At 72.5% G+C, this 19,110-nt stretch carries 19 protein-coding genes; 8 read left to right on the forward strand and 11 right to left on the reverse strand.

The features are described 5' to 3' along the window. Nucleotides 1-12: 12 nt before the first annotated feature. Both ACH4K1_RS00515 and ACH4K1_RS00520 read right to left on the reverse strand, forming a co-directional pair. Nucleotides 13-2,613: an HAD-IC family P-type ATPase gene (locus ACH4K1_RS00515; RefSeq protein ID WP_398084922.1), complete on the reverse strand. Its 2,601-nt coding sequence runs from the start codon at nt 2,611-2,613 to the stop codon at nt 13-15. Nucleotides 2,614-2,947: 334 nt separating this feature from the next. Then, the gene (locus tag ACH4K1_RS00520; RefSeq protein ID WP_398084925.1) at nt 2,948-3,280 is read right to left on the reverse strand and encodes a DUF2530 domain-containing protein; all 333 of its coding nucleotides are present in this window, start codon (nt 3,278-3,280) and stop codon (nt 2,948-2,950) included. 263 nt (nt 3,281-3,543) lie between these two features. On the opposite strand from ACH4K1_RS00520, the gene ACH4K1_RS00525 reads away from it, so the two are divergent. Continuing rightward, entirely contained in the window at nt 3,544-4,998 is a 1,455-nt protein-coding gene (locus ACH4K1_RS00525; protein ID WP_398084928.1) for an NCS2 family permease, read from the forward strand. 45 nt (nt 4,999-5,043) lie between these two features. Here the strand turns inward: ACH4K1_RS00525 and ACH4K1_RS00530 are convergent, their stop codons facing one another. Continuing rightward, nucleotides 5,044-5,304, reverse strand: coding sequence for a ribbon-helix-helix protein, CopG family (locus ACH4K1_RS00530; protein WP_398084930.1), 261 nt, complete (start codon nt 5,302-5,304; stop codon nt 5,044-5,046). A 134-nt stretch (nt 5,305-5,438) separates the two neighbouring features. Here ACH4K1_RS00530 and ACH4K1_RS00535 point away from each other — a divergent pair, with 134 nt between their 5' ends. Together ACH4K1_RS00535 and ACH4K1_RS00540 are read left to right on the forward strand one after the other, a co-directional pair. Further along, a complete protein-coding gene (locus tag ACH4K1_RS00535; protein ID WP_073765320.1) occupies nt 5,439-5,879 on the forward strand; it encodes a MarR family winged helix-turn-helix transcriptional regulator in 441 nt (146 codons plus the stop codon). Nucleotides 5,880-6,016: 137 nt separating this feature from the next. Continuing rightward, on the forward strand, nt 6,017-7,351 hold the full coding sequence (locus ACH4K1_RS00540) for an MFS transporter (RefSeq protein WP_398084933.1): 1,335 nt from the start codon (nt 6,017-6,019) through the stop codon (nt 7,349-7,351). Between the two features lie 80 nt (nt 7,352-7,431). Here the strand turns inward: ACH4K1_RS00540 and ACH4K1_RS00545 are convergent, their stop codons facing one another. After that, nucleotides 7,432-8,016 carry a Uma2 family endonuclease gene (locus ACH4K1_RS00545; RefSeq protein ID WP_398084936.1) on the reverse strand — a complete coding sequence of 195 codons (585 nt, stop codon included), beginning with the start codon at nt 8,014-8,016 and terminating at the stop codon, nt 7,432-7,434. 375 nt (nt 8,017-8,391) lie between these two features. Here ACH4K1_RS00545 and ACH4K1_RS00550 point away from each other — a divergent pair, with 375 nt between their 5' ends. Next, nucleotides 8,392-9,381 (forward strand): aldo/keto reductase, encoded by a 990-nt coding sequence (locus ACH4K1_RS00550; protein WP_398084940.1) that lies wholly within the window; start codon nt 8,392-8,394, stop codon nt 9,379-9,381. Between the two features lie 109 nt (nt 9,382-9,490). On the opposite strand, the gene ACH4K1_RS00555 is transcribed toward ACH4K1_RS00550, so the two are convergent. Beyond that, complete coding sequence (locus tag ACH4K1_RS00555) at nt 9,491-9,733, reverse strand: DUF6411 family protein (RefSeq protein WP_228989609.1); 243 nt, start codon at nt 9,731-9,733, stop codon at nt 9,491-9,493. 258 nt (nt 9,734-9,991) lie between these two features. Between ACH4K1_RS00555 and ACH4K1_RS00560 the strand changes: the two genes are divergently transcribed. Beyond that, entirely contained in the window at nt 9,992-10,522 is a 531-nt protein-coding gene (locus ACH4K1_RS00560) for a hypothetical protein (RefSeq protein ID WP_398084943.1), read from the forward strand. A gap of 229 nt (nt 10,523-10,751) precedes the next feature. Here the strand turns inward: ACH4K1_RS00560 and ACH4K1_RS00565 are convergent, their stop codons facing one another. From ACH4K1_RS00565 to pip, 6 genes are all read right to left on the reverse strand, one after another. Next, nucleotides 10,752-11,609, reverse strand: coding sequence for a phosphatase PAP2 family protein (locus ACH4K1_RS00565; protein ID WP_398084946.1), 858 nt, complete (start codon nt 11,607-11,609; stop codon nt 10,752-10,754). Nucleotide 11,610: 1 nt separating this feature from the next. Next, nucleotides 11,611-12,564, reverse strand: coding sequence for a YihY/virulence factor BrkB family protein (locus tag ACH4K1_RS00570; RefSeq protein ID WP_398084949.1), 954 nt, complete (start codon nt 12,562-12,564; stop codon nt 11,611-11,613). Then, nucleotides 12,564-14,297 (reverse strand): diacylglycerol kinase family protein, encoded by a 1,734-nt coding sequence (locus ACH4K1_RS00575; protein ID WP_398084951.1) that lies wholly within the window; start codon nt 14,295-14,297, stop codon nt 12,564-12,566. Before ACH4K1_RS00575 ends, ACH4K1_RS00570 begins: the two co-directional genes overlap by 1 nt. A 325-nt stretch (nt 14,298-14,622) precedes the next feature. Then, nucleotides 14,623-15,063 (reverse strand): ATP-binding protein, encoded by a 441-nt coding sequence (locus tag ACH4K1_RS00580; protein ID WP_398084954.1) that lies wholly within the window; start codon nt 15,061-15,063, stop codon nt 14,623-14,625. Nucleotides 15,064-15,090: 27 nt separating this feature from the next. After that, nucleotides 15,091-15,417 (reverse strand): DUF5133 domain-containing protein, encoded by a 327-nt coding sequence (locus ACH4K1_RS00585; RefSeq protein ID WP_398084956.1) that lies wholly within the window; start codon nt 15,415-15,417, stop codon nt 15,091-15,093. Nucleotides 15,418-15,807: 390 nt separating this feature from the next. Next, nucleotides 15,808-16,776 (reverse strand): prolyl aminopeptidase, encoded by a 969-nt coding sequence (gene pip, locus ACH4K1_RS00590; protein WP_398084958.1) that lies wholly within the window; start codon nt 16,774-16,776, stop codon nt 15,808-15,810. Nucleotides 16,777-16,865: 89 nt separating this feature from the next. Here pip and ACH4K1_RS00595 point away from each other — a divergent pair, with 89 nt between their 5' ends. The 3 genes from ACH4K1_RS00595 (at nt 16,866) to ACH4K1_RS00605 (ending at nt 18,924) form a co-directional block, all read left to right on the forward strand. Further along, on the forward strand, nt 16,866-17,312 hold the full coding sequence (locus ACH4K1_RS00595) for a VOC family protein (protein ID WP_398084961.1): 447 nt from the start codon (nt 16,866-16,868) through the stop codon (nt 17,310-17,312). Nucleotides 17,313-18,014: 702 nt separating this feature from the next. Then, complete coding sequence (locus ACH4K1_RS00600; RefSeq protein WP_398084964.1) at nt 18,015-18,200, forward strand: hypothetical protein; 186 nt, start codon at nt 18,015-18,017, stop codon at nt 18,198-18,200. Continuing rightward, nucleotides 18,190-18,924 (forward strand): hypothetical protein, encoded by a 735-nt coding sequence (locus ACH4K1_RS00605; RefSeq protein ID WP_398084967.1) that lies wholly within the window; start codon nt 18,190-18,192, stop codon nt 18,922-18,924. The genes ACH4K1_RS00600 and ACH4K1_RS00605 overlap by 11 nt, the downstream gene beginning before the upstream one ends. Nucleotides 18,925-19,110: the final 186 nt, after the last annotated feature.

Below are 19,110 nucleotides of genomic sequence, written 5' to 3' on the forward strand. Positions count from 1 at the left end.
GCTGTCCGCGGCCTACGCCCCGAAGCGCCGCCCCACCCAGCGCCAGACGAACTCCAGCAGGACGGCCGCCGCCGCCGCGACGCCGACCGCCGCCCACGGCATCACCGAGCCCACCAGCTTCAGCGCGAAGAAGTCCTGGAGCCACGGCACCACGAGCACGATCAGGAAGCCGAGCCCCATCGCCGCCACCAGGGCCACGCGCCACCAGGTGTAGGGGCGGGCGATGATCGCCAGGACGTACATCGAGACCAGGAAGAGCGTCAGCGTCGCCGCGCTCGTCTCGGCCTCCAGCGCGCCCGCCCCGGAGTAGTGGTGGCGGGCCAGCAGGTACGTGGCGAAGGTGGACGCCGCCGCGAGGACGCCCGAGGGGATCGCGTACCGCATGACGCGTCGTACGAAGTGGGGCTGGGCGCGCTCCTTGTTCGGCGCGAGGGCCAGGAAGAACGCCGGGACGCCGATGGTCAGCGTCGACAGCAGGGTCAGGTGCCTCGGCAGGAACGGGTACTCCACCTGGGTGCAGACCACCAGGATCGCCAGCAGCACCGAGTAGACCGTCTTCGTCAGGAAGAGCGTCGCGACCCGGGTGATGTTGCCGATCACCCGGCGGCCCTCGGCCACCACCGAGGGCAGCGTCGCGAAGCTGTTGTTCAGCAGGACGATCTGCGCCACCGCGCGCGTCGCCTCCGAGCCCGAGCCCATCGAGACGCCGATGTCCGCGTCCTTGAGCGCGAGGACGTCGTTCACCCCGTCGCCGGTCATCGCGACCGTGTGGCCGCGCGACTGGAGGGCGGCCACCATCTCCCGCTTCTGCTGCGGGGTGACCCGCCCGAAGACCGCGTTCCGCTCCACGGCCGAGGCCATCTCGTCCGGGTCGCTCGGCAGCCGGCGGGCGTCCAGCGTGTTCTCCGCGCCCGCGAGGCCCAGCTTCCCGGCGACCGCGCCGACCGAGACCGCGTTGTCCCCGGAGATGACCTTGGCGGCCACGTGCTGGTCCGCGAAGTACGCGAGGGTGTCGCCCGCGTCCGGGCGCAGCCGCTGCTCCAGGACGACCAGGGCGGTGGGGGAGGCTTCGGCGGCCGCTCCGGGGGCGTCCAGCTCGCCGCCCGGGACACGGGCCAGCAGTAGCACCCGCAGGCCCTGCTCGTTGAGCTGTTCGATCTGTCCGAGGACCGGGTCGCCCTCGGACAGCAGGACGTCGGGGGCGCCGAGCAGCCAGGCGGAGGGCGTTCCGTCCGCCTCGGTGAACGCCGCGCCGCTGTACTTGCGCGCCGAGGAGAACGGCAGCGCGTCGGTGACCGTCCACGCCTCCGCGCCGCCGGTCCCCTTGGTGCCGCCTTCCGCGCCGCCGGTCCCCGCGGTGCCGCTCTCCGCGCCGCCGCCGTCCGCGTTTCCGCCGTCCGCCGGGTACGCGTCGACGATGGCCTGGAGGCTGGCGTTGGGCCGGGGGTCCGAGGAGCCGAAGGCCCGCAGCACCCGCTGGACGTACGCCTCGTCGCCCCCGTTCAGCGGCCGGACCTCGCTGACGTCCATGCCGCCCTCGGTGAGCGTGCCCGTCTTGTCCAGGCAGACCACGTCCACCCGGGCGAGCCCCTCGATGGCGGGCAGCTCCTGCACCAGGCACTGCTTGCGGCCGAGCCGGACGACCCCGATGGCGAAGGCCACCGACGTCAGCAGGACCAGCCCCTCGGGGATCATCGGGACGATGCCGCCGACGGTCCGGGCGACGGAGTCCTTGAAGTCGGTGTCCTTCACGACGAGCTGGCTGAGGATCAGCCCGATCGCCGTCGGAACCATCATCCAGGTGACGTACTTCAGGATCGTGCTGATGCCGCTGCGCAGCTCGGAGTGGACGAGCGTGAAGCGCGACGCCTCCTCCGCGAGCTGCGCCGCGTACGCCTCGCGGCCCACCTTGGTCGCGGTGAACGCCCCGCCGCCCGCGACGACGAAGCTGCCGGACATCACCTGGTCGCCGGGCCGCTTGACCACCGGGTCGGCCTCGCCGGTGAGCAGCGACTCGTCGATCTCCAGACTGTCGGCCTCCGCGACCGTGCCGTCCACGACGACCTTGTCGCCCGGGCCCAGCTCGACCAGGTCGCCGAGGACGATCTCGGAGGTGGAGATCTCGGCGGCCACCCCGTCACGGCGCACGGTCGGCTTCGCCTCACCGATCACCGCGAGGCTGTCCAGGGTCTTCTTGGCGCGCCACTCCTGGATGATGCCGATGCCGGTGTTGGCGACGATCACGAAACCGAAGAGGCTGTCCTGGATCGGCGCGACGAACAGCATGATCACCCAGAGCACGCCGATGATCAGGTTGAACCGGGTGAGGACGTTGGCCCGGACGATCTCGGTGACCGAGCGGGAGGAGCGCACGGGGACGTCGTTGACCTCGCCGCGCGCGACCCGTTCGGCGACCTCGGCGGCGCTCAGCCCCGTGGGCCGGTGGGCCGGCGGCGGCGGGTCCACGGGGTGGACGGGATCGAGTTCCGCCCCCGCGTCGATCTTGGCCTGCCGCGAGGCCGGGGAGTTCCGGGAGGGCCGGGAGGTGCCGGGGGAGTGCTCCCCGGGGCCGGGGGTCTGTCCTCCGGAGGAATCGAGTGCCCGCTGCGTCATGGCTCCGACGTTACGGGCGTCCCCGGGGAACCACCCACCGGGAGGGGTGAAGATCCGACCACGGGAGGACGAAGTCGGGCCTGTGGTCGTACGGGGGTGAGCGTGCCCCGGTCAAGGCGCCGGGTACGCCCGGGCGCCGTGGGCGGCCGAACCGGCGGGAGCGTCCCCGCGCGCGCCTCGGCCGAGCCGACCGGGTGCCCTGCGTGCCTCGGCCGAGCCGGCCGGGTGCCCTGCGTGCCTCGGCCGAGCCGGTCGGGTGTCCTGGGCGCCTCCGCCGCATCGGTCGGGGCCACCGGCGCGCCTCCGCCGCATCGGTCGGGACGCCCTGGGTGCCTCAGCCGAGCCGGTCGGGGCGGCCCGTCCGGCCGATGCCCAGCGCGCTGCCCTCGGCCTCCGCCCCGGCGGCGTCCTTCGCCGCGGCCCGGGCAGCGTGCCGTTTGAGGGCGGCGTCGCGCCCCCGCACGTACCAGATGCCGATCAGGCCGAGTCCGGCGCCGGCCAGCGGGGTCCACACCCACCACGTGTGGCCGCGGTCGGCGAACCAGCCGTAGAAGGGGAGCTGGACGAGGAAGAGGACGAACCAGAGGATCGTGCCGCCGACGACGGTGGCGACGACCGGGCCCTCCAGGGGTTCGGGTGCCTCGTGCTTCGGGGTCCACTTCTCCATGCCCTCAGTGTATGGGGCGGGCCCGCAGGCCCTCCGCTCGGCGGACCCGAGCCCCGGGGAGGCCGCGGGAAGGCGCCCGGGCCCCGGCGGCGCCAGGGGTCTACGCGCGGAGATAGCGATCTTCGCTTGATGTATTCATACTGAATCTGCTTTGGGTTGGCTCGAATTCTTCGTCTGAACATCCAAATTCGGTCACCTTTCGTCCCTTTGTTTCCCCCTGGTAGCGCCCCGCCTTACCTCCCTACGTACGACTGAGGTCACCCATGCCCCCCTCGGCCACCGCTCAGGTCGACTCCCCGCCCCCGTCGGCTCCGCAGTCCCAGGGCAGCCTGGACCGGTTCTTCAAGATCTCCGAGCGGGGGTCCACCGTCGCCCGGGAGTTCCGCGGCGGGTTCGCCACGTTCTTCGCGATGGCGTACATCATCGTGCTCAACCCGATCATCCTGGGCAGCGCGAAGGACATGTACGGTCACCAGCTCGACAACGGGCAGCTGGTCACCGCCACGGTGCTCTCCGCCGCCTTCTCCACGCTGCTGATGGGCGTCATCGGCAACGTGCCGATCGCGCTCGCCGCCGGCCTCGGCGTCAACACCGTCGTCGCGCTCCAGCTCGCCCCCCGGATGAGCTGGCCCGACGCGATGGGCATGGTCGTCCTCGCGGGCATCGTGGTGATGCTGCTGGTCGCCACCGGGCTGCGGGAACGCGTGATGAACGCCGTGCCCAAATCGCTCCGCAAGGGCATCGCGATCGGTATCGGCCTCTTCATCCTGCTGATCGGCCTGGTCGACTCGGGCTTCGTCTCGCGCATGCCGGACGCCGCGCACACCACCGTGCCGCTCCAGCTCGGCGGCGACGGCCACCTCAACGGCTGGCCGGTGCTGGTCTTCGTGCTCGGCACGCTGCTCACCCTCGCGCTGATCGTGCGCAAGGTGCCCGGCGCGATCCTCATCTCCATCGTCGCGATGACGGTCGTCGCCGTGGTCATCGACGCGATCGCCGGCCTGCCCGAGGGGGCCTGGGGCCTGACGACGCCCTCGTGGCCGGGCAGCCCGGTCTCCACGCCGGACTTCGGCCTCCTCGGCCAGGTCAGTCTGTTCGGCGGCTTCGAGAAGGTCGGCGTCCTGACGGGCGTCCTGTTCGTCTTCACCGTGCTGCTGTCCTGCTTCTTCGACGCGATGGGCACCATCCTGGGCGTCGGGGACGAGGCGAAGCTGATGGACCGGGACGGCAACTTCCCCGGCATCAACAAGGTGCTGCTCGTGGACGGCGTCGCGGTCGCCGCGGGCGGCGCCAGCTCCTCCTCCGCCACCACGTGCTTCGTGGAGTCCACCGCGGGCGTCGGCGAGGGCGCCCGGACCGGGCTGGCGAGCGTGGTGACCGGCCTGCTCTTCTCGGTGGCGCTGTTCCTCACGCCGCTGGCGACCATGGTCCCGTCGCAGGCGGCCACGCCCGCCCTGCTGGCGGTCGGCTTCCTGATCATCGCGGGCTCGGTGCGGGACATCGACTGGAGCGACCACACGCTCGCGATCCCGGCGTTCCTCGCGATGCTGATGATGCCGTTCACGTACTCGATCACCAACGGCATCGGCATCGGCTTCATCGCCTTCGCCGTGCTGCGGCTGGCGGCCGGCCGCGGCCGTGAGGTCCCGGTGGCCATGTACGCGGTGGCGGCGGTGTTCGTCTTCTACTACGCGATGCCGGCGCTCGGCCTCACGTGACCCGGGGCGTCGCCCTCATCGGGTGACCGGTGGAGCCACCCCCCGTCACGTGACCGGCGGTGTCACCCCCATCACGCGGGCCGCGGCGTCGTCCACCCCGCCGGCCGGGGGCGTCACGCCCCCGCCGGAGTCGCCGTAGAACTTCTCCGTCTCCTCGACGGCCGCGGTGAAGCGTTCGTCGAAGTCGTCGCGAATGAGCGTCCGGACCACGTAGTCCTGGACGCTCATTCCGCGTTTGGCGGCGTGCTGCCGGAGCCGGTCGAGCAGCTCACTGTCTATCCGCAGGCTGAGTACTGTCGATCCCATGCCCAGCAGGGTCGCCGCCCCGGAGTGTTTCCCGCGTCACTTTCCGCTCCGAACTCACTCGTTCGGGTGAGCAGATTTCCGCACCTGCACTACCGGGTGGTATTTAGGTAGGGTAATGAGTTACGCTAACAAACATGCCTGACCTGATCCACGACGGTGACAGTGCCGCCGCCGTGAGCTCCCTCCGCTCCGCCGTGATGCTGCTGGGCCGCCGCCTCAAGCACCAGCGGGTCGACGAGTCGCTGAGCCCCACCGAGATGTCGGTGCTCGGCACCCTCGCCCGCTGCGGCTCGGCCACCCCCGGCGAGCTGGCCCGCAAGGAGCACGTCCAGCCTCCGTCGATGACCCGCATCGTCGCGCTGCTGGAAGCGAAGGGCCTGGTCAGGCTGGAACCGCACCCCGATGACCGTCGGCAGAAGATGGTCAGCCAGACCGAGCAGGCCGAGGCCATGCTCGCGGAGAGCCGCACCAAGCGGAACGCCTGGCTGACCCACCTCGCCGAGGGCCTGGACGAGGACGAGTGGGAGACGCTTCGGGCCGCCGCGCCCGTGTTGGAGAAGCTCGCCCACCTGTGATCCCACGGGCGCGACGACGGTGACCCGCCGCCGGACCGGACGTACGCCGTCCGGTTGGCGCCGGGCCCCCGCCGGAGCGCCCGTCGTCACGTCCTCGTCGGACCGAACACCGTAGACGCCCGAGGAGATGAACCCTTTTGAGTACGGGATCCGGAGCAGACTCCGCCCCCGCACCGACTTCCACCCACGAGAGCACGACCGGCGGGACCTTCTCGTCGCTGAAGATCCGTAACTACCGCCTGTTCGCCACGGGCGCCGTGATCTCCAACACCGGTACCTGGATGTCCCGCATCACGCAGGACTGGCTCGTTCTGAGCCTGACGGGTTCCGCGACGGCCGTCGGCATCACCACGGCCCTCCAATTCCTTCCCATGCTGCTGTTCGGCCTGTACGGCGGCGTCATAGCCGACCGGCTCCCGAAGCGGCAGATCCTGCTCGTCAGCCAGGCCATGCTCGGCCTGTGCGGCATCGCGCTCGCCGTCCTGACCCTGACCGGGGTCGTCGAGGTCTGGCACGTCTACCTGGTCGCCTTCCTCCTCGGCATGGTGACCGTCGTCGACAACCCGGCCCGGCAGTCGTTCGTCTCCGAGATGGTCGGCCCCGCGCACCTGCGCAACGCGGTCAGCCTGAACTCGGCGAACTTCCAGTCCGCCCGGCTCATCGGCCCCGCCGTCGCGGGCGTCCTGATCACCACGGTCGGCAGCGGCTGGGCGTTCCTGCTCAACGGCCTCTCCTTCCTGGCCCCGCTCGTCGGCCTGCTGCTGATGCGTACGGACGAGCTGCACGCCTCGGTGACCGTGCCCCGCGCCAAGGGCCAGCTCCGCGAGGGCCTGCGCTACGTCCGGGGCCGCCCCGACCTGGTCTGGCCGATCGTCCTGGTCGGCTTCGTCGGCACGTTCGGCTTCAACTTCCCGATCTGGCTGACCGCCTTCGCCGACGAGATCTTCGACGGCGGCGCGGGCATGTACTCGTTCTTCAACATCCTCATGGCGGCCGGTTCGCTGGCCGGCGCGCTGCTCTCGGCCCGCCGCCGCTCCTCGCGGCTGCGGATGCTGGTGGCGGCGGGCACGGCGTTCGGGCTGCTGGAGATCGCCGCGTCCCTCTCCCCGTACGTCTGGCTGTTCTCGCTCCTGCTGGTCCCGATCGGGATGCTGGGGCTGACGACGAACATCACCGCCAACACGAGCGTCCAGATGGCCGCGGACCCGGAGATGCGGGGCCGGGTGATGAGCCTGTACATGATGGTCTTCGCCGGGGGCACGCCGGTGGGCGCCCCGATCGTCGGCTGGATCAGCGACACGTACGGCGCCCGCGTCGGCTTCGCGGCCGGCGGCGCGATCTCGGTGATCGCCGCCCTGGCCGTCGGTTTCGCCCTGGCCCGTGTCGGCGGACTCCGCCTGAAGGTGGACCTCCGCCCGGGCCGCCCGCACGTCCGCTTCGTCCCGCGCGAGCAGCTGACGACGGCGGCGTAGAGCGGCGGGCACGGCCCCGCACGCGCGAAACGCCCTCCTCCCGGTCTCCCGGGAGGAGGGCGTCCTTCGTGTGCGGGGCGTCAGTCGCGGGGGAAGGCGTCGGTCGCGAGGACGAGGCCGACGACGGTCGAGGTGAGGTCGATCGGGGTGCCGAAGTCGAGGCTCAGGACGCTGCGGTACTCGTCTTCCTTCGGGAGCGTGTGCAGGTGCCACGTGCCGGTGTACGGATCGACGATGAGGTAGACGGGGACGCCGGCCACGGCGTAGGTGGCCTTCTTGGAGCCGTAATCGTTGGCGGCCGTGCTCCTGGAGATCACCTCGGCGACGAATTCGATGTCCTGGTAGCGCCAGCGACCGTCCTCGCCCCTGACGGCGTCCGCAGCGAGCGCCGCGACGTCTGGGGCGAAGCCGTTGAGAAGGCCGGGGAAGTCGATGCGCACGTCGGTCTTCAGCTGTCGGCGTTCGTAGGTGGTGCGCAGCTGCTCCAGGATGTTGAACGTGATCTCCCAGTGCGTGTCCCGCTGCGGCGACATGTGGACGGTCCCCTCGACGATCTCGACCTTGAATCCCTCGGGGACGGGCTCAAGCCACTCGAACATCATGTCCAGGGTGCGCTCGTCGCTGGTGTCGGCCATGTCGATCCTGTCGGTGTCTACGACGGTCATCGTGCCGCTCCTCCCCGCCGCCGCACGGGCGTGCGGGCAGCCGCGTAGTCCAACGATAGGCCGGGCCCGCCGGACACGCCCGGGCCTGCGGACGCACCATGTCCGGAGCGGAGGCCGGGCGGTGGTCCGGGGCTGGCCGCAGGCCCCGGGGCCGGAGCCGTTACGCTCGAAGGGTGGACCCGAAGACCAGGAACCGCGTCATGGCGGCCGTGCTCGTGCTGATGTTCGTCGTCGTCGCCGTGGGGGCAGCCCTCGGCGGCTGACCCGGCGCGCCGCGTCGGCGGGCGGGCCGCCCGGCCCGCAGCCCCGACGCACGTGCCCGCCCGGACGTGCGTGCTTGCCTGAAGCGGCCTCGAAGGAGTTGGCTGGGGCGTCATGGAGTACACACAGCTCGGACGTACGGGACTCAAGGTCAGCCGGCTCGTCCTCGGGACGATGAACTTCGGCCCGCAGACCAACGAGTCGGACAGCCACGCGATCATGGACTCCGCGCTCGGCGCGGGCCTGAACTTCTTCGACACGGCCAACGTCTACGGCTGGGGCGAGAACAAGGGGCGCACCGAGGAGATCCTCGGTACCTGGTTCGCCCAGGGCGGCGGACGGCGCGACAAGGTGGTCCTGGCCACCAAGATGTACGGGAACATGGGCGCCGACGGTGAGGCCTGGCCCAACCACGACAAGCTCTCCGCCGCGAACATCCGGCGGGCGGTCGACGCCTCGCTCAAGCGCCTCCAGACCGACCACATCGACCTGTACCAGTTCCACCACGTCGACCGGGACACGCCGTTCGAGGAGATCTGGCAGGCGATCGACGTCCTGGTCCAGCAGGGCAAGATCCTCTACGCCGGCTCCTCGAACTTCCCCGGCTACAAGATCGCCCAGGCCAACGAGCAGGCGGCCCGCCGGGGCTCCCTCGGCCTGGTCAGCGAGCAATGCATCTACAACCTCGCCGAACGCCGCGCCGAGATGGAGGTCATCCCGGCCGCGCAGGAGTACGGACTCGGGGTCATCCCCTGGTCGCCGCTGCACGGCGGTCTGCTGGGCGGCGTCATCCGGAAGACCGCCGAGGGCGGCCGCCGCGCCTCGGGCCGCGCGGCCGACGCCCTGGCCGACCCCGCCACCCGTCAGCAGATCCAGGCGTACGAGGACCTGCTCGACAAGCACGGCCTGGAGCCCGGCGAGGCGGCCCTGGCGTGGCTGCTGACCCGCCCCGGCGTCACGGGCCCGATCGTCGGCCCGCGCACCGCCGACCAGCTGGACAGCGCCCTGCGCGCCCTGGAACTGGACCTCCCGGAGGCCGTGCTCACGGGGCTGGACGAGATCTTCCCGGGGCCGGGCCCGTCGCCGGAGGCGTTCGCCTGGTAGCGCCGCGGACGGAGAGGAAGGGGCCTCCCGCCGTCGTGGCGGGAGGCCCCTTCCGGCGCTCGTGCGCCGCCGGGGTGTCGGACCGGCGTTCCGTGCGTCGCGCCGGGGCTCAGAACGGCATGTGGCCGCGGGCGCGGCGACCGGCCGACCCGCTGCGGCCGACCGCCTTGGAGCTGCTGCGGAACGGCTTGCTGAAGAGGCGTCCCAGGACGCCGGGGGCCTTGCCGCCGGCCCGGGAGCCCGCGCCCAACGTGCGCTGGGTGCCGCGCTCCGGGTGGCGGGAGAGGCGCGGTACGAGAAAGGCGAGTACGGCGAGAACGACGCAGACGGCGACTATTCCTACGACCATCATGGCGGCTCCTTGTCCTGGTGCGGTGACGGGGCGGTGATGTGGTGGTGACGTGGTGTCCTGGAGCTGTGTCCTGGGTGGTCCGTCGTCGTGGGGTGTCGTCCGGAGGGGTGCCTGCCACGTGTGCCCCGTCCCCGGCCGCTGAATCCCGAGCGCGTCCGGGCGGCATTCCGTACACCCGTGCGGGCCGGCCCGTCTGCCCCGGGAATCCCCGGGCAGGAGATGCTGCGCCGAGCGGCAATCGACGACAAGGAGGCACCGATGACCCCGGTGGCCGAACAGTGGGGCGAGGCCCTCCGTACGCACCTGACCCTCGGCGAGACGCGGTCGCCCGTGCGGGCGGCCGCCGCGTTCTCCGCCGAGGCGGGGTTCTTCGCCGTGGCGGGGCGCGGCGACGAGGACGGCCGTCCGTACTTCAGGTCGGTGACGAGCGACCCGGACGGCGGGGGCCCGGTCGAGGGAGGCCCGGACGGCGGGGGCCCGGTCGAGGGGGGCCCGGACGACGTCGAGGCCCTGTCCACGGTGTGCGAGGAGACCGTCCATCCGAGGGGCCTGCGGATCGCGGGCGTCCTGTGGCGGCGCGAGAGCTGCGAGGCGGTGTCCGACGCCGTCACCGGGAGCGAGCTGGAGCTCGCTCTGCTGCGGGACGGCGACCGCGCCCTGTGGGTCGTGCGGGCGGAGCGGGACGTCTGCGTGTTCGTGCTGGTGGACGGGGAGGACGGGGCGAACGTGTCCGAGGCCCGGTCCCTGACGCTGGACTTCGCGTCCTTCCTGGCCGGTCAGGGGTACTGACCCCGGGTCGGCGGGGCCGGGGCGCCCGGTCGAGCCGGGGTACCCGGCCGACCCGGGGCGCCCCGGCGGGGCCCGGCCGGGCCGGGAGCACCGGCTTCGCCCCCGCCGGCCGGGGGCGGTGATCGCGTACCTCGACCGCCCCGGGACGGTGATCGTGCGCCCCGGCCGCTCAGGGGTGCTGATCGTGCACGCCGGCCGCTCAGGGGAGCTGATCGCGTCCCCCGGCCGCTCAGGGGTGGTGCTCGCGGGCGCCGCTCGCCGGGTCGTTCGGCGCGCTGTACGCCTCCGGCTCCGGGCGGTCGTCGGCCAGTTCGGGTTCGAGCCCTTCCGACACCTCCGCAGGGGGGCGGCCCGCATCCCTCCGCCACGCCGCGAAGGCCCAGCCGGTCAGGACGACGACCGCCCCGCCCAGCAGCCACCCGCCGACGACGTCGCTGAACCAGTGGACGCCGAGGGCGACCCTGGTGAACCCGACGCCCAGGACGGAGACCCCCGCCGCCGCCCAGCACGGCCCGCGCCACCCGCGCGGGACCAGCGGCAGCAGGACCAGCAGGAGGACGGCGCACGACGTGACGGCCGTCATCGCGTGGCCCGAGGGGAACGAGTAGCCGGGCGCGTGGGCCACCGGGTCCGGCAGCGAGGGCCTGGCCCGCTCCACCGCGACCTTGGCGAGCACCCCGATCAGCGCGCCGCCGATCGCGGTGGCCGCCGCCCACGCCGCGAGCCGCCACGCCCGCCGGTACAGCAGCCACCCGGTGAGCAGCGCCACCGCCGTACGCAGCGTCGCGGGATCCCACACCCAGTCCGAGAGGACGCGCAGCGTCGCCGTCCACGCCGGATGGTCCAGCGCCACCGCGTGCAGCCGCTGTGCCGCACCCGCGTCCACGCGCCGCAGCGGCGGCCACGCCCCCTCGACGAGGACCGCCAGCAGCGCGAACGGGACCGCGGCGGCCGCGCCGGCCGCGAGCGCGGCCGCCAGCCGCACGCCGAAGCGGCGGTCCGCACGACGGGTCCGGTTCGGTCCGGCGGGGGGTGGTTCGGCAGGGCCGGGCCCGGCGGGGGGTGGTTCGGCGGTGGGTCGTGGCACGTCATGCTCCGGGGTCGGGGGTGATCGGTCCGGGCCGGCGGGCCCGGACGGCCTCCAGCTGGGCGGCGAAGGCCAGCCCGACGAAGAGGGCTATGGAGGTGAGGTAGGCCCACAGGAGCAGCGACATGAACGCGCTCAGGGGCCCGTAGACGGTGTCGAAGGAGCCGCTGATCCCGAGGTAGAGGCTCAGGAGCCAGGTCAGCACCGTCCACAGGGCGAGGTAGACGGCCGCTCCGAAGGCCAGCCACGTGTAACCCGGCTGTTTGCGGCGCGGGGAGCGGCGGAAGACCGCGCTCGCGGCGATGAGCGCGAGCAGGAAGCCCACGGGCAGACGGAGCAGGTCCCCGGCCTCCCGGGCCGTGTCCCCCAGCCCGTACACGGAGGTGACGGCCGCGACGAGCTCCCCGCCCGCCACCATCATCACGGAGCCGATGCCGAGCGGGATGCCGGCGCTCAGGGCCATCACCAGTCCGCGCAGGTACTTGCGGTGGAAGACGCGGTCCCGCTCCACGCCGTAGATCCGGTTGGCTCCGCGCTCTATCTGGCACATCGCGGTGGTGACGTTGGCGAGGGAGAAGGCGAGCCCCAGCCAGAGGGCGATCTCGGGGCCGTCGCCGTCGCTCCGCCGGTGGCGGCTCAGCGCGTCGTCCACCACGTCGGCGCTCGGGCCCTCGCTGAGGCCGCGGATGGTGAGTTCGGCGATCCTGCCCACGCTCTCGGTGTGCAGCTCGGCCGACAGCCCGACGAAGGCGATCACCAGGGGAACGGTCGCCAGGATCGTCTGGAGGGCCAGCGCGCGGGCGTGGCTGAAGCCGTCGGCGTACCGGAAGCGGGTGAAGGCGTCCCGCATCAGGGCCCAGCGGCCGTACCGGCGCAGGGCCGCGAACGCCTCGTCGCCGGAGAGTTCGTCCCCGCTCATGTCACGGGTCACCGGAACCCGGGTCGCCGTCCCCATCAGCGTCCCCGCCCCGGGAGCATGACGGTCAGCGCGCCGGGCCGGACCTCTGCGGCGAGGCGCAGGCCGGGTCCCACCGGGTCGCCGTCCACCTCGCGCGGCTGGGGCCGGGTGAAGGACAGTTCGGCGCGGCGGAAGGTGTGGAACTCCACCGGCCGCCCCTCGCCCGCACCCCGGCCGCCGCCCAGCAGCACTCCCGCCGCGCGCAGCCAGCCGCCCATGCCCCTCGGGTCGAAGACCGCGAGATCCAGCAGCCCGTCGTCGGGCCGGGCGGCGGGGACCGGCGCCGCGCCCGCCTGGACGGCCCCGACGTTGGCGAGGAGGACCATCCGGGCGGTGCGGTGCAGCTCCGGCCCGCCGTCCAGGCGGACGGTCAGCCGCATCCGGGGCGCGCGCAGCGCCTTCACCCCGGCCAGGACGTACGCGGGCCAGCCCAGGGCCGACTTGGCGCGGTCGGACGTCTCCTCCAGCATCGCCGCGTCCAGCCCCGCCCCGGCCATCGCCGTGAAGTGGACGGCGGGGAACCCGTCGCCCTCGACCCGGCCCAGGTCCAGGGCGCGGGGCTCCCCGGCCAGCCCCGCCGCCAGGGCCTCGGCGGGGGCGAGGGGCAGGCCCAGGTTGCGGACCAGCAGATTGCCGGTGCCGCACGGTACGAGGACCAGCGGGACGCCCGTGCCGGCCAGGGCGTCCGCCACCGCGCGGACCGTGCCGTCGCCGCCGCAGACCACGATCAGCTCGGCCCCGGCGCGCAGGGCCTCGGCCGTCCGGCCGCCGCCGGGGTCCTGCACGGTGGTCTCGACGAACGGGGCGTCGCGGTAACCGTGTTGGGCGAGGACCAGCCTCAGCCGCTCCCTGGTGGCCCGGTCGGTCACGGTCGGGTTGACGATGACGGTGGCGTGCTTCCGCGCGGGGGCGGGCCGGTGCCCGGCGGCGGCCACGGCGATGTCCAGGGCGTCGGCGGGGGGCCGGGCCGCCCAGGAGTGCCCGGGGAGCACGGCCCGTCCCACGACGAGCAGGGACAGCGTGCCGTTGGCCAGCCCTCCCGCCACGTCGGTGGGGTGGTGCATGCCCCGGTACAGCCGTGCCAGCCCCACGAGGAGCGGAAGGAGCAGCAACAGGGCGGCCAGCGGCCTGCGCCAGGAGGTGCGTACCCGGGACAGGGCCAGGACGGCGAGACCGGCGTACAGGGCGGTGGCCGCTCCGGTGTGCCCGGAGGTGTAGCTGGAGGTGGGCGGGGAGCCGTCCAGGCGCTCCAGATCCGGGCGTGCCCGGTCCACGCAGGCGGTGATCAGGACGAACACCGCCGACTGGAGCGCCACCGCCGCGGAGAGGAAGACGGCCTCGCGCCACCGGGGCAGCCGGGGCGTCAGGACCAGCGCCAGGCAGACGAGGGAGGTGAGGCCGACCACGGTGGCGGTGTCCCCGAGGGCGGAGACGACCGTGGAGAGCGCGTCGAGCGCGCCGGTGCGGGCGTCTGCGAGGGCCTCGACGACCGCGTCCTCCGCCGTCACCGGCCACAGGCCCCGGGCCGGCCCGGTGATCAGCAGGCCGGCGCCGACCATGAAGGCTGCCTGGCAGACGGCGAAGGCGGCGACGCGGGCCGCCGCACGGCCGGCACCGCTGGTGAGGGCGGGGGAGCGGCCGGGCCGCCGGGGGCGGGGCGCGCCCCGGCCACCGGTCTCTCCCGGTTCCCGCGTACCGCGCGGCTCTCTTCTCGTAACGGTGGTGTCCATCGGGTTCCCCCGTCTGCTCCGCCCGGTGGCGGCTCGCGGGAGCCTGTTCTCCCCCGGCGTTTCGCCGTATGCCCTCTCGTGCGCGGGTCAGGCTTCCCGGTGGCGTACGCGGTCCGGCTGTGCGGTGGCACGGGCGGTCGGGCGGGCGGTCGGACGCGTCCGGTACGGCGGCGGGTCGGGAGGCCGGCGGGACGGAGGGCCAACGGGCCGGCGGGTCGGCAGGCCGAGGGGCCGGGGGTCGGCGGGTCGGCGGGCCGGGGGTTGGCGGGTCGGCGGGTCCGCGGGGTGGCGGACCGGGGGCTCCGGGCTGCCGGATCACCGGGGGTCAGGGTCCGGAGAGCGGCACGGCCGCGGTGATGGACCGGCCCCCCTCGGGCAGCCGCACGACGTCGACGTGGTCGGCGAGGTGGTGGACCAACCACCAGCCCATTCCCTCCAGCCCGCCGCGCCGCGGGTCCGGGGCGACGGGGGAGGCGGGCAGGACGTCGTCGCAGGGGTCGGTGACGCTGATGGTGATCTCGCCGCAGTTCAGTGTGCAGACGAGGAAGCAGTCCCGGGAGACGTCCGCCCGGTGGTGGAGCACATGGCCGACGAGCTCGGAGGCGACGATCACGGCGTCCCACACACCGTCCTGATGGGCCGTCCGGTAGCGGGCGTCGGGCGCGCAGCGCAGGGGGTAGAGGGCGAACTCCACCTCTTGGCGCGCCTCGGCGGCCGTCCTCGGCCGGCATACGGGGCTTCCCCTGTCGGCTCCCTCGTTCTCCACGAGCCGACTCCTTTCGTACGGTACGGGTCAGAGGGCCCGCGGCTTCGGAATGGCCGGACGCGCAGCCGTCGTGCGCGGGTCCGCCATGGACCGGCCCGTCGTGCGCGGGCCCGTCCTGGGTGGGGCGGGGGCGCCCGACGCCGCCTCCTCCTCGGCCGCCGACCTCCGCAGGATCGTGTCGGCGGCGAGCAGGGCGTCGTGGACGGTACGGGTGCCGGTACTCACACAGAGCGTGTACGTCACGTCCTCCAGGCTCCGCTGCAGTTCGTAGTCGGAGTCCTGGGAGTGGCGCAGCTGCAACTCGTTGTAGCGGGCCAGCAGGGTCCGCATGGCGTTCGGGCTCGGGATCAGCATCGTGTCCTCACCAGCCGTCGCAGGGGCGATGTGGCACACCTTGTGCCCAGGGCGCCCCCTGCCATGTCTTCTTCCTGCGGCCGTTTTCGGGGGGAATGGTCCGCACGGGTGACCCGGGGCTCGAAGAGGGCGAGCGGGCCGGGGACGACGCCTGCCGGACAGAGCACGAGACCCGCCGGACAGAGCACGAGACCCGCCGGGCCGAGGGCGGTGCCCGCCGGGCCGAGGGCGGTGCCCGCCGGGCCGAGGAGAAGGCCGAGGAGGCCCTGAACGACCGACGCCCTCCTCACCTTGCGTCGCCGGGCCCCGCGGAGGCGAACTCCGCGGGGCCCGGCGGCGACCCGCCCCGGCCGTTGGCCGGGCCCGGCGCCCCGGGCCCGGGCAGCCGACTCACCCCGCGAACCCGTCCAGCGCCTCCAGTACCGCGCGCCGGGTCTTCGGGCCGCCCATGTGGCCCGCGTTGTCGATGACCGTCAGGCGGGCGTCCGGCCAGGCGCGGTCGAGTTCCCAGGCGGTGACCAGGGGGCCGGCCAGATCGAAGCGGCCGTGGATCAGGACGGCGGGGATGCCGGTCAGGCGGTGGGCTCGGGCGAGGAGTTGGCCCTCCTCCAGCCAGGCCCCGTGGGCGAAGTAGTGGGCGCAGATCCGGACGAAAGCCTGCTGGTCGCGGTCCGGGCGGCCGCTGTACGGGGGCGGGCCCGTGATCGCCTCCATCGAGACCACCGCGTCCTCCCAGGCACACCAGTCCGCCGTGGCCTTCTCCCGTACGGCGGCGTCCTCGCTCTCCATGCGGCGGGCGTACGCGGCGACCAGGCCGGCGGGGTCGCTCGTCTCGGGAACGCCCGCGCGGAAGGCGTCCCACGCCTCGGGGAAGAGGTGGCCGACGCCCCGGTAGAGCCAGTCGATCTCGCTGCGGCGGGTCGTCGTCACCGAGGGGATGACCACCTCCGTGACCCGCTCCGGGTACTCCTCCGCGTACGCCAGAATCAGCGTCGATCCCCACGAGCCCCCGTACAGAAGCCACTTGTCGATGTCCAGATGCTCCCGCAGGCGCTCCATGTCGGCGATCAGGTGGGCCGTCGTGTTGTACGCCATGTCCGTCGCCGGATCGCTCGCGTGCGGGGTCGAGCGCCCGCAGCCCCGTTGGTCGAAGAGGACCACCCGGTAACGGTCCGGGTCGAAGTACTGCCGGGAGCGGGGGGTGCTCCCCGAGCCGGGGCCGCCGTGCACCACGAGGGCGGGTTTGCCGTCCGGGTTGCCGCACGCCTCCCAGTACACGAGGTTGCCGTCCCCGACGTCCAGCATGCCGCTCTCGTAGGGTTCGATCGGCGGGTACGGGTCGTTCGGCTCGCGACGCACGGCGGCCTCCCTCTCGGTGTGGTGGGCGGTGGGGGAGGGGCCACGTTACGCGGATGCGCCGAGCGGAGGCATCCCCTACGGTTCCGGGCATGCCGGTACGCATCGATCTCACCCTGGACTGCTCCGACGCCCAACTCCTCGCCGCCTTCTGGAAGTCGGCCCTGGGGTACGTGGACCAGCCCCCGCCGCCCCCGTTCGCGACCCGGGAGGAGTGGCTCGCCCAGTTCGAGCTTCCGGAGGGCGAGACGGTGGACGACGGAGCGTGGCTCTGCGACCCCGAGGGCGTCGGCCCCCGGCTCTCCATCCTCAAGGTGCCCGAGCCGAAGACGGCCAAGAACCGGTTGCACATCGACGTGCGGATCGCGGGCCACGGCACCCCCGCCGAACGGTGGGCCCGTATCCGGGCGGAGGCCGCGCGGTTGGTGGCGGCGGGCGGGTCCGTGGTGGCGGAGGTCGATAAGCACCATGTGGTGATGGCCGACCCGGAGGGCAACGAGTTCTGCGTGGCGGCGGCCCCACCGGCCTCCAACTCGTAGCGCGCCAGGGGGCGTAGGACCCCAAGAAGCCGTCCGCGCCGGACCGTTTCCGCGCCCGTGCATCAGATCCGTGCACGGGCGCCCCCCGCCCAAAGGGCTTCGTGGTGGCTGTGGAACGGGCATGGACAACGGCCCGCCCCGGCGGCCTCCTCATGTGTGGGGAGGCTTCACCCCGCTGCCCCAGGGGCCGCCCGTTTCGATGGCGAGGTGGATGAACCGCGCATGCTCTGCCTGACGCATCCGGCCCTTGACGGCACGGAAGCGCTCACGAATCCGGCCGGTACCGTGGTGATCGGGGCGCGTCGCGCCTTACGGTGAGCTGGAACCGGGTTGCGCGGGCAGACCTGGTTCCCACCCGCTGACCGTTCACGCCCAGGGGGAGCGGCGATGCCGTGGAATGTGGAAAAGGTGGGGTATGCCGGTTTCTCAAGAAGTAAGTAAAAACCGCTACCCCGCCCCCTAAACCCGCAGGTCACGAACTGTGGTCCCCGCGCACGCGGGGGTGGTCCCACCCTCCAGGGGGCCCCGGGCGACACCATCCAGTGGTCCCCGCGCACGCGGGGGTGGTCCCGCCGGACTGCGGTTCTTTCGAGTTACGGGTGGCCCAAAGTTCAGTCCTTGCGGGTGACTTTTCCCCGGGGTGGCAACACTGTTGTCAGTGGTCCCTGCTTGACTGTGGCCATCGAACCCGGGGAGCGAGTTATGCCGACTGTGATCCATAGGACGCGCAGCGAGCTTGAGGTCCAGCGTGAGCAGCTGCTGGCGAGCGTGAACATGAGCTACGACGAGCTCGCTGAGCGTGCCGCGACGTACAGCCTCAGCATGGATGAACTGGATGTGTGGCACACGATCGAGGGGCTCGACTACCTTCTCGAAGGTGACTGCTGAAGAGGCGAAGGCCCTCGATGAGTCAGCGGCTGGTTTCGCTGACCAACTGACTGCTTTGACGCGGGGTGTTCTCGGTGAGAACACCCCGCGTTTCCATGCGATCAACATGGGTTCCAAGATCAGGGTCTCACCGATACGAGAAGACGAAGTTCTCCAGCGGATCCCTGTCAGCATCGACGGCGAGCAGCGGCTCAGCCTCATGGTGCGTTTCTACTGTTGCTGGGACGGCTCCAGCACGTTTATGGCCACCGATCAGGCCGATGTTCACGTTTTCTACGCCGGAAGCCCTGACCCCCTGTTCCGCTTCGAGTACGTCCGGCGGACCAAGGAGCCGCCTGGCGCCCACGTGCAGGTGCACGCGCATCGAGACGAGGTGGCCTACCTGCTCCGGCTCGCGGAGAAGGGCCGACCGAAGAAGAAGTTCAATCGGCTGCCGCGCCTGTCGGAGCTGCATCTACCGGTGGGTGGCCACAGGATGCGGCCGGCCCTGGAGGATGTGCTCCTGTTCCTGAAACGGGAGTTCTCCATCGACACGGTAGACGGCTGGAAGGCGGTGATCGACGAGCACTTGCGGAGCTGGCGGTTGATGCAGTTGAAGACCGCGGTCAGGGACTCTCCTGATTCGGCGGCCCAGGTGCTGCGTGACCTTGGGTACACGGTGATCGAACCGACTGTGCCAGGGGCGCGGCCTGCCCCGGAAGACGTCAAGCTGTTCTGGCCGTAGAGCCCGCACACCGAAGCAGCTCCTACCTCCCTGGGTGGGGGCCGCAGTGCGTCCGGGGTCGGGATGCGGGCGCGAGGTCAGGTGTTCTTACGGTCGGCGTACAGCCCGGCACGGTCCTTGTGGGCCCCGGTGGGGTCGGGCCGCGACCTGCGTAGTGGCCGATGCGACGGGCCTCCTGGGGTGAGG

The sequence above is a fragment of the Streptomyces sp. NPDC017448 genome (assembly GCF_044330565.1).
Lineage (GTDB): Bacteria > Actinomycetota > Actinomycetes > Streptomycetales > Streptomycetaceae > Streptomyces.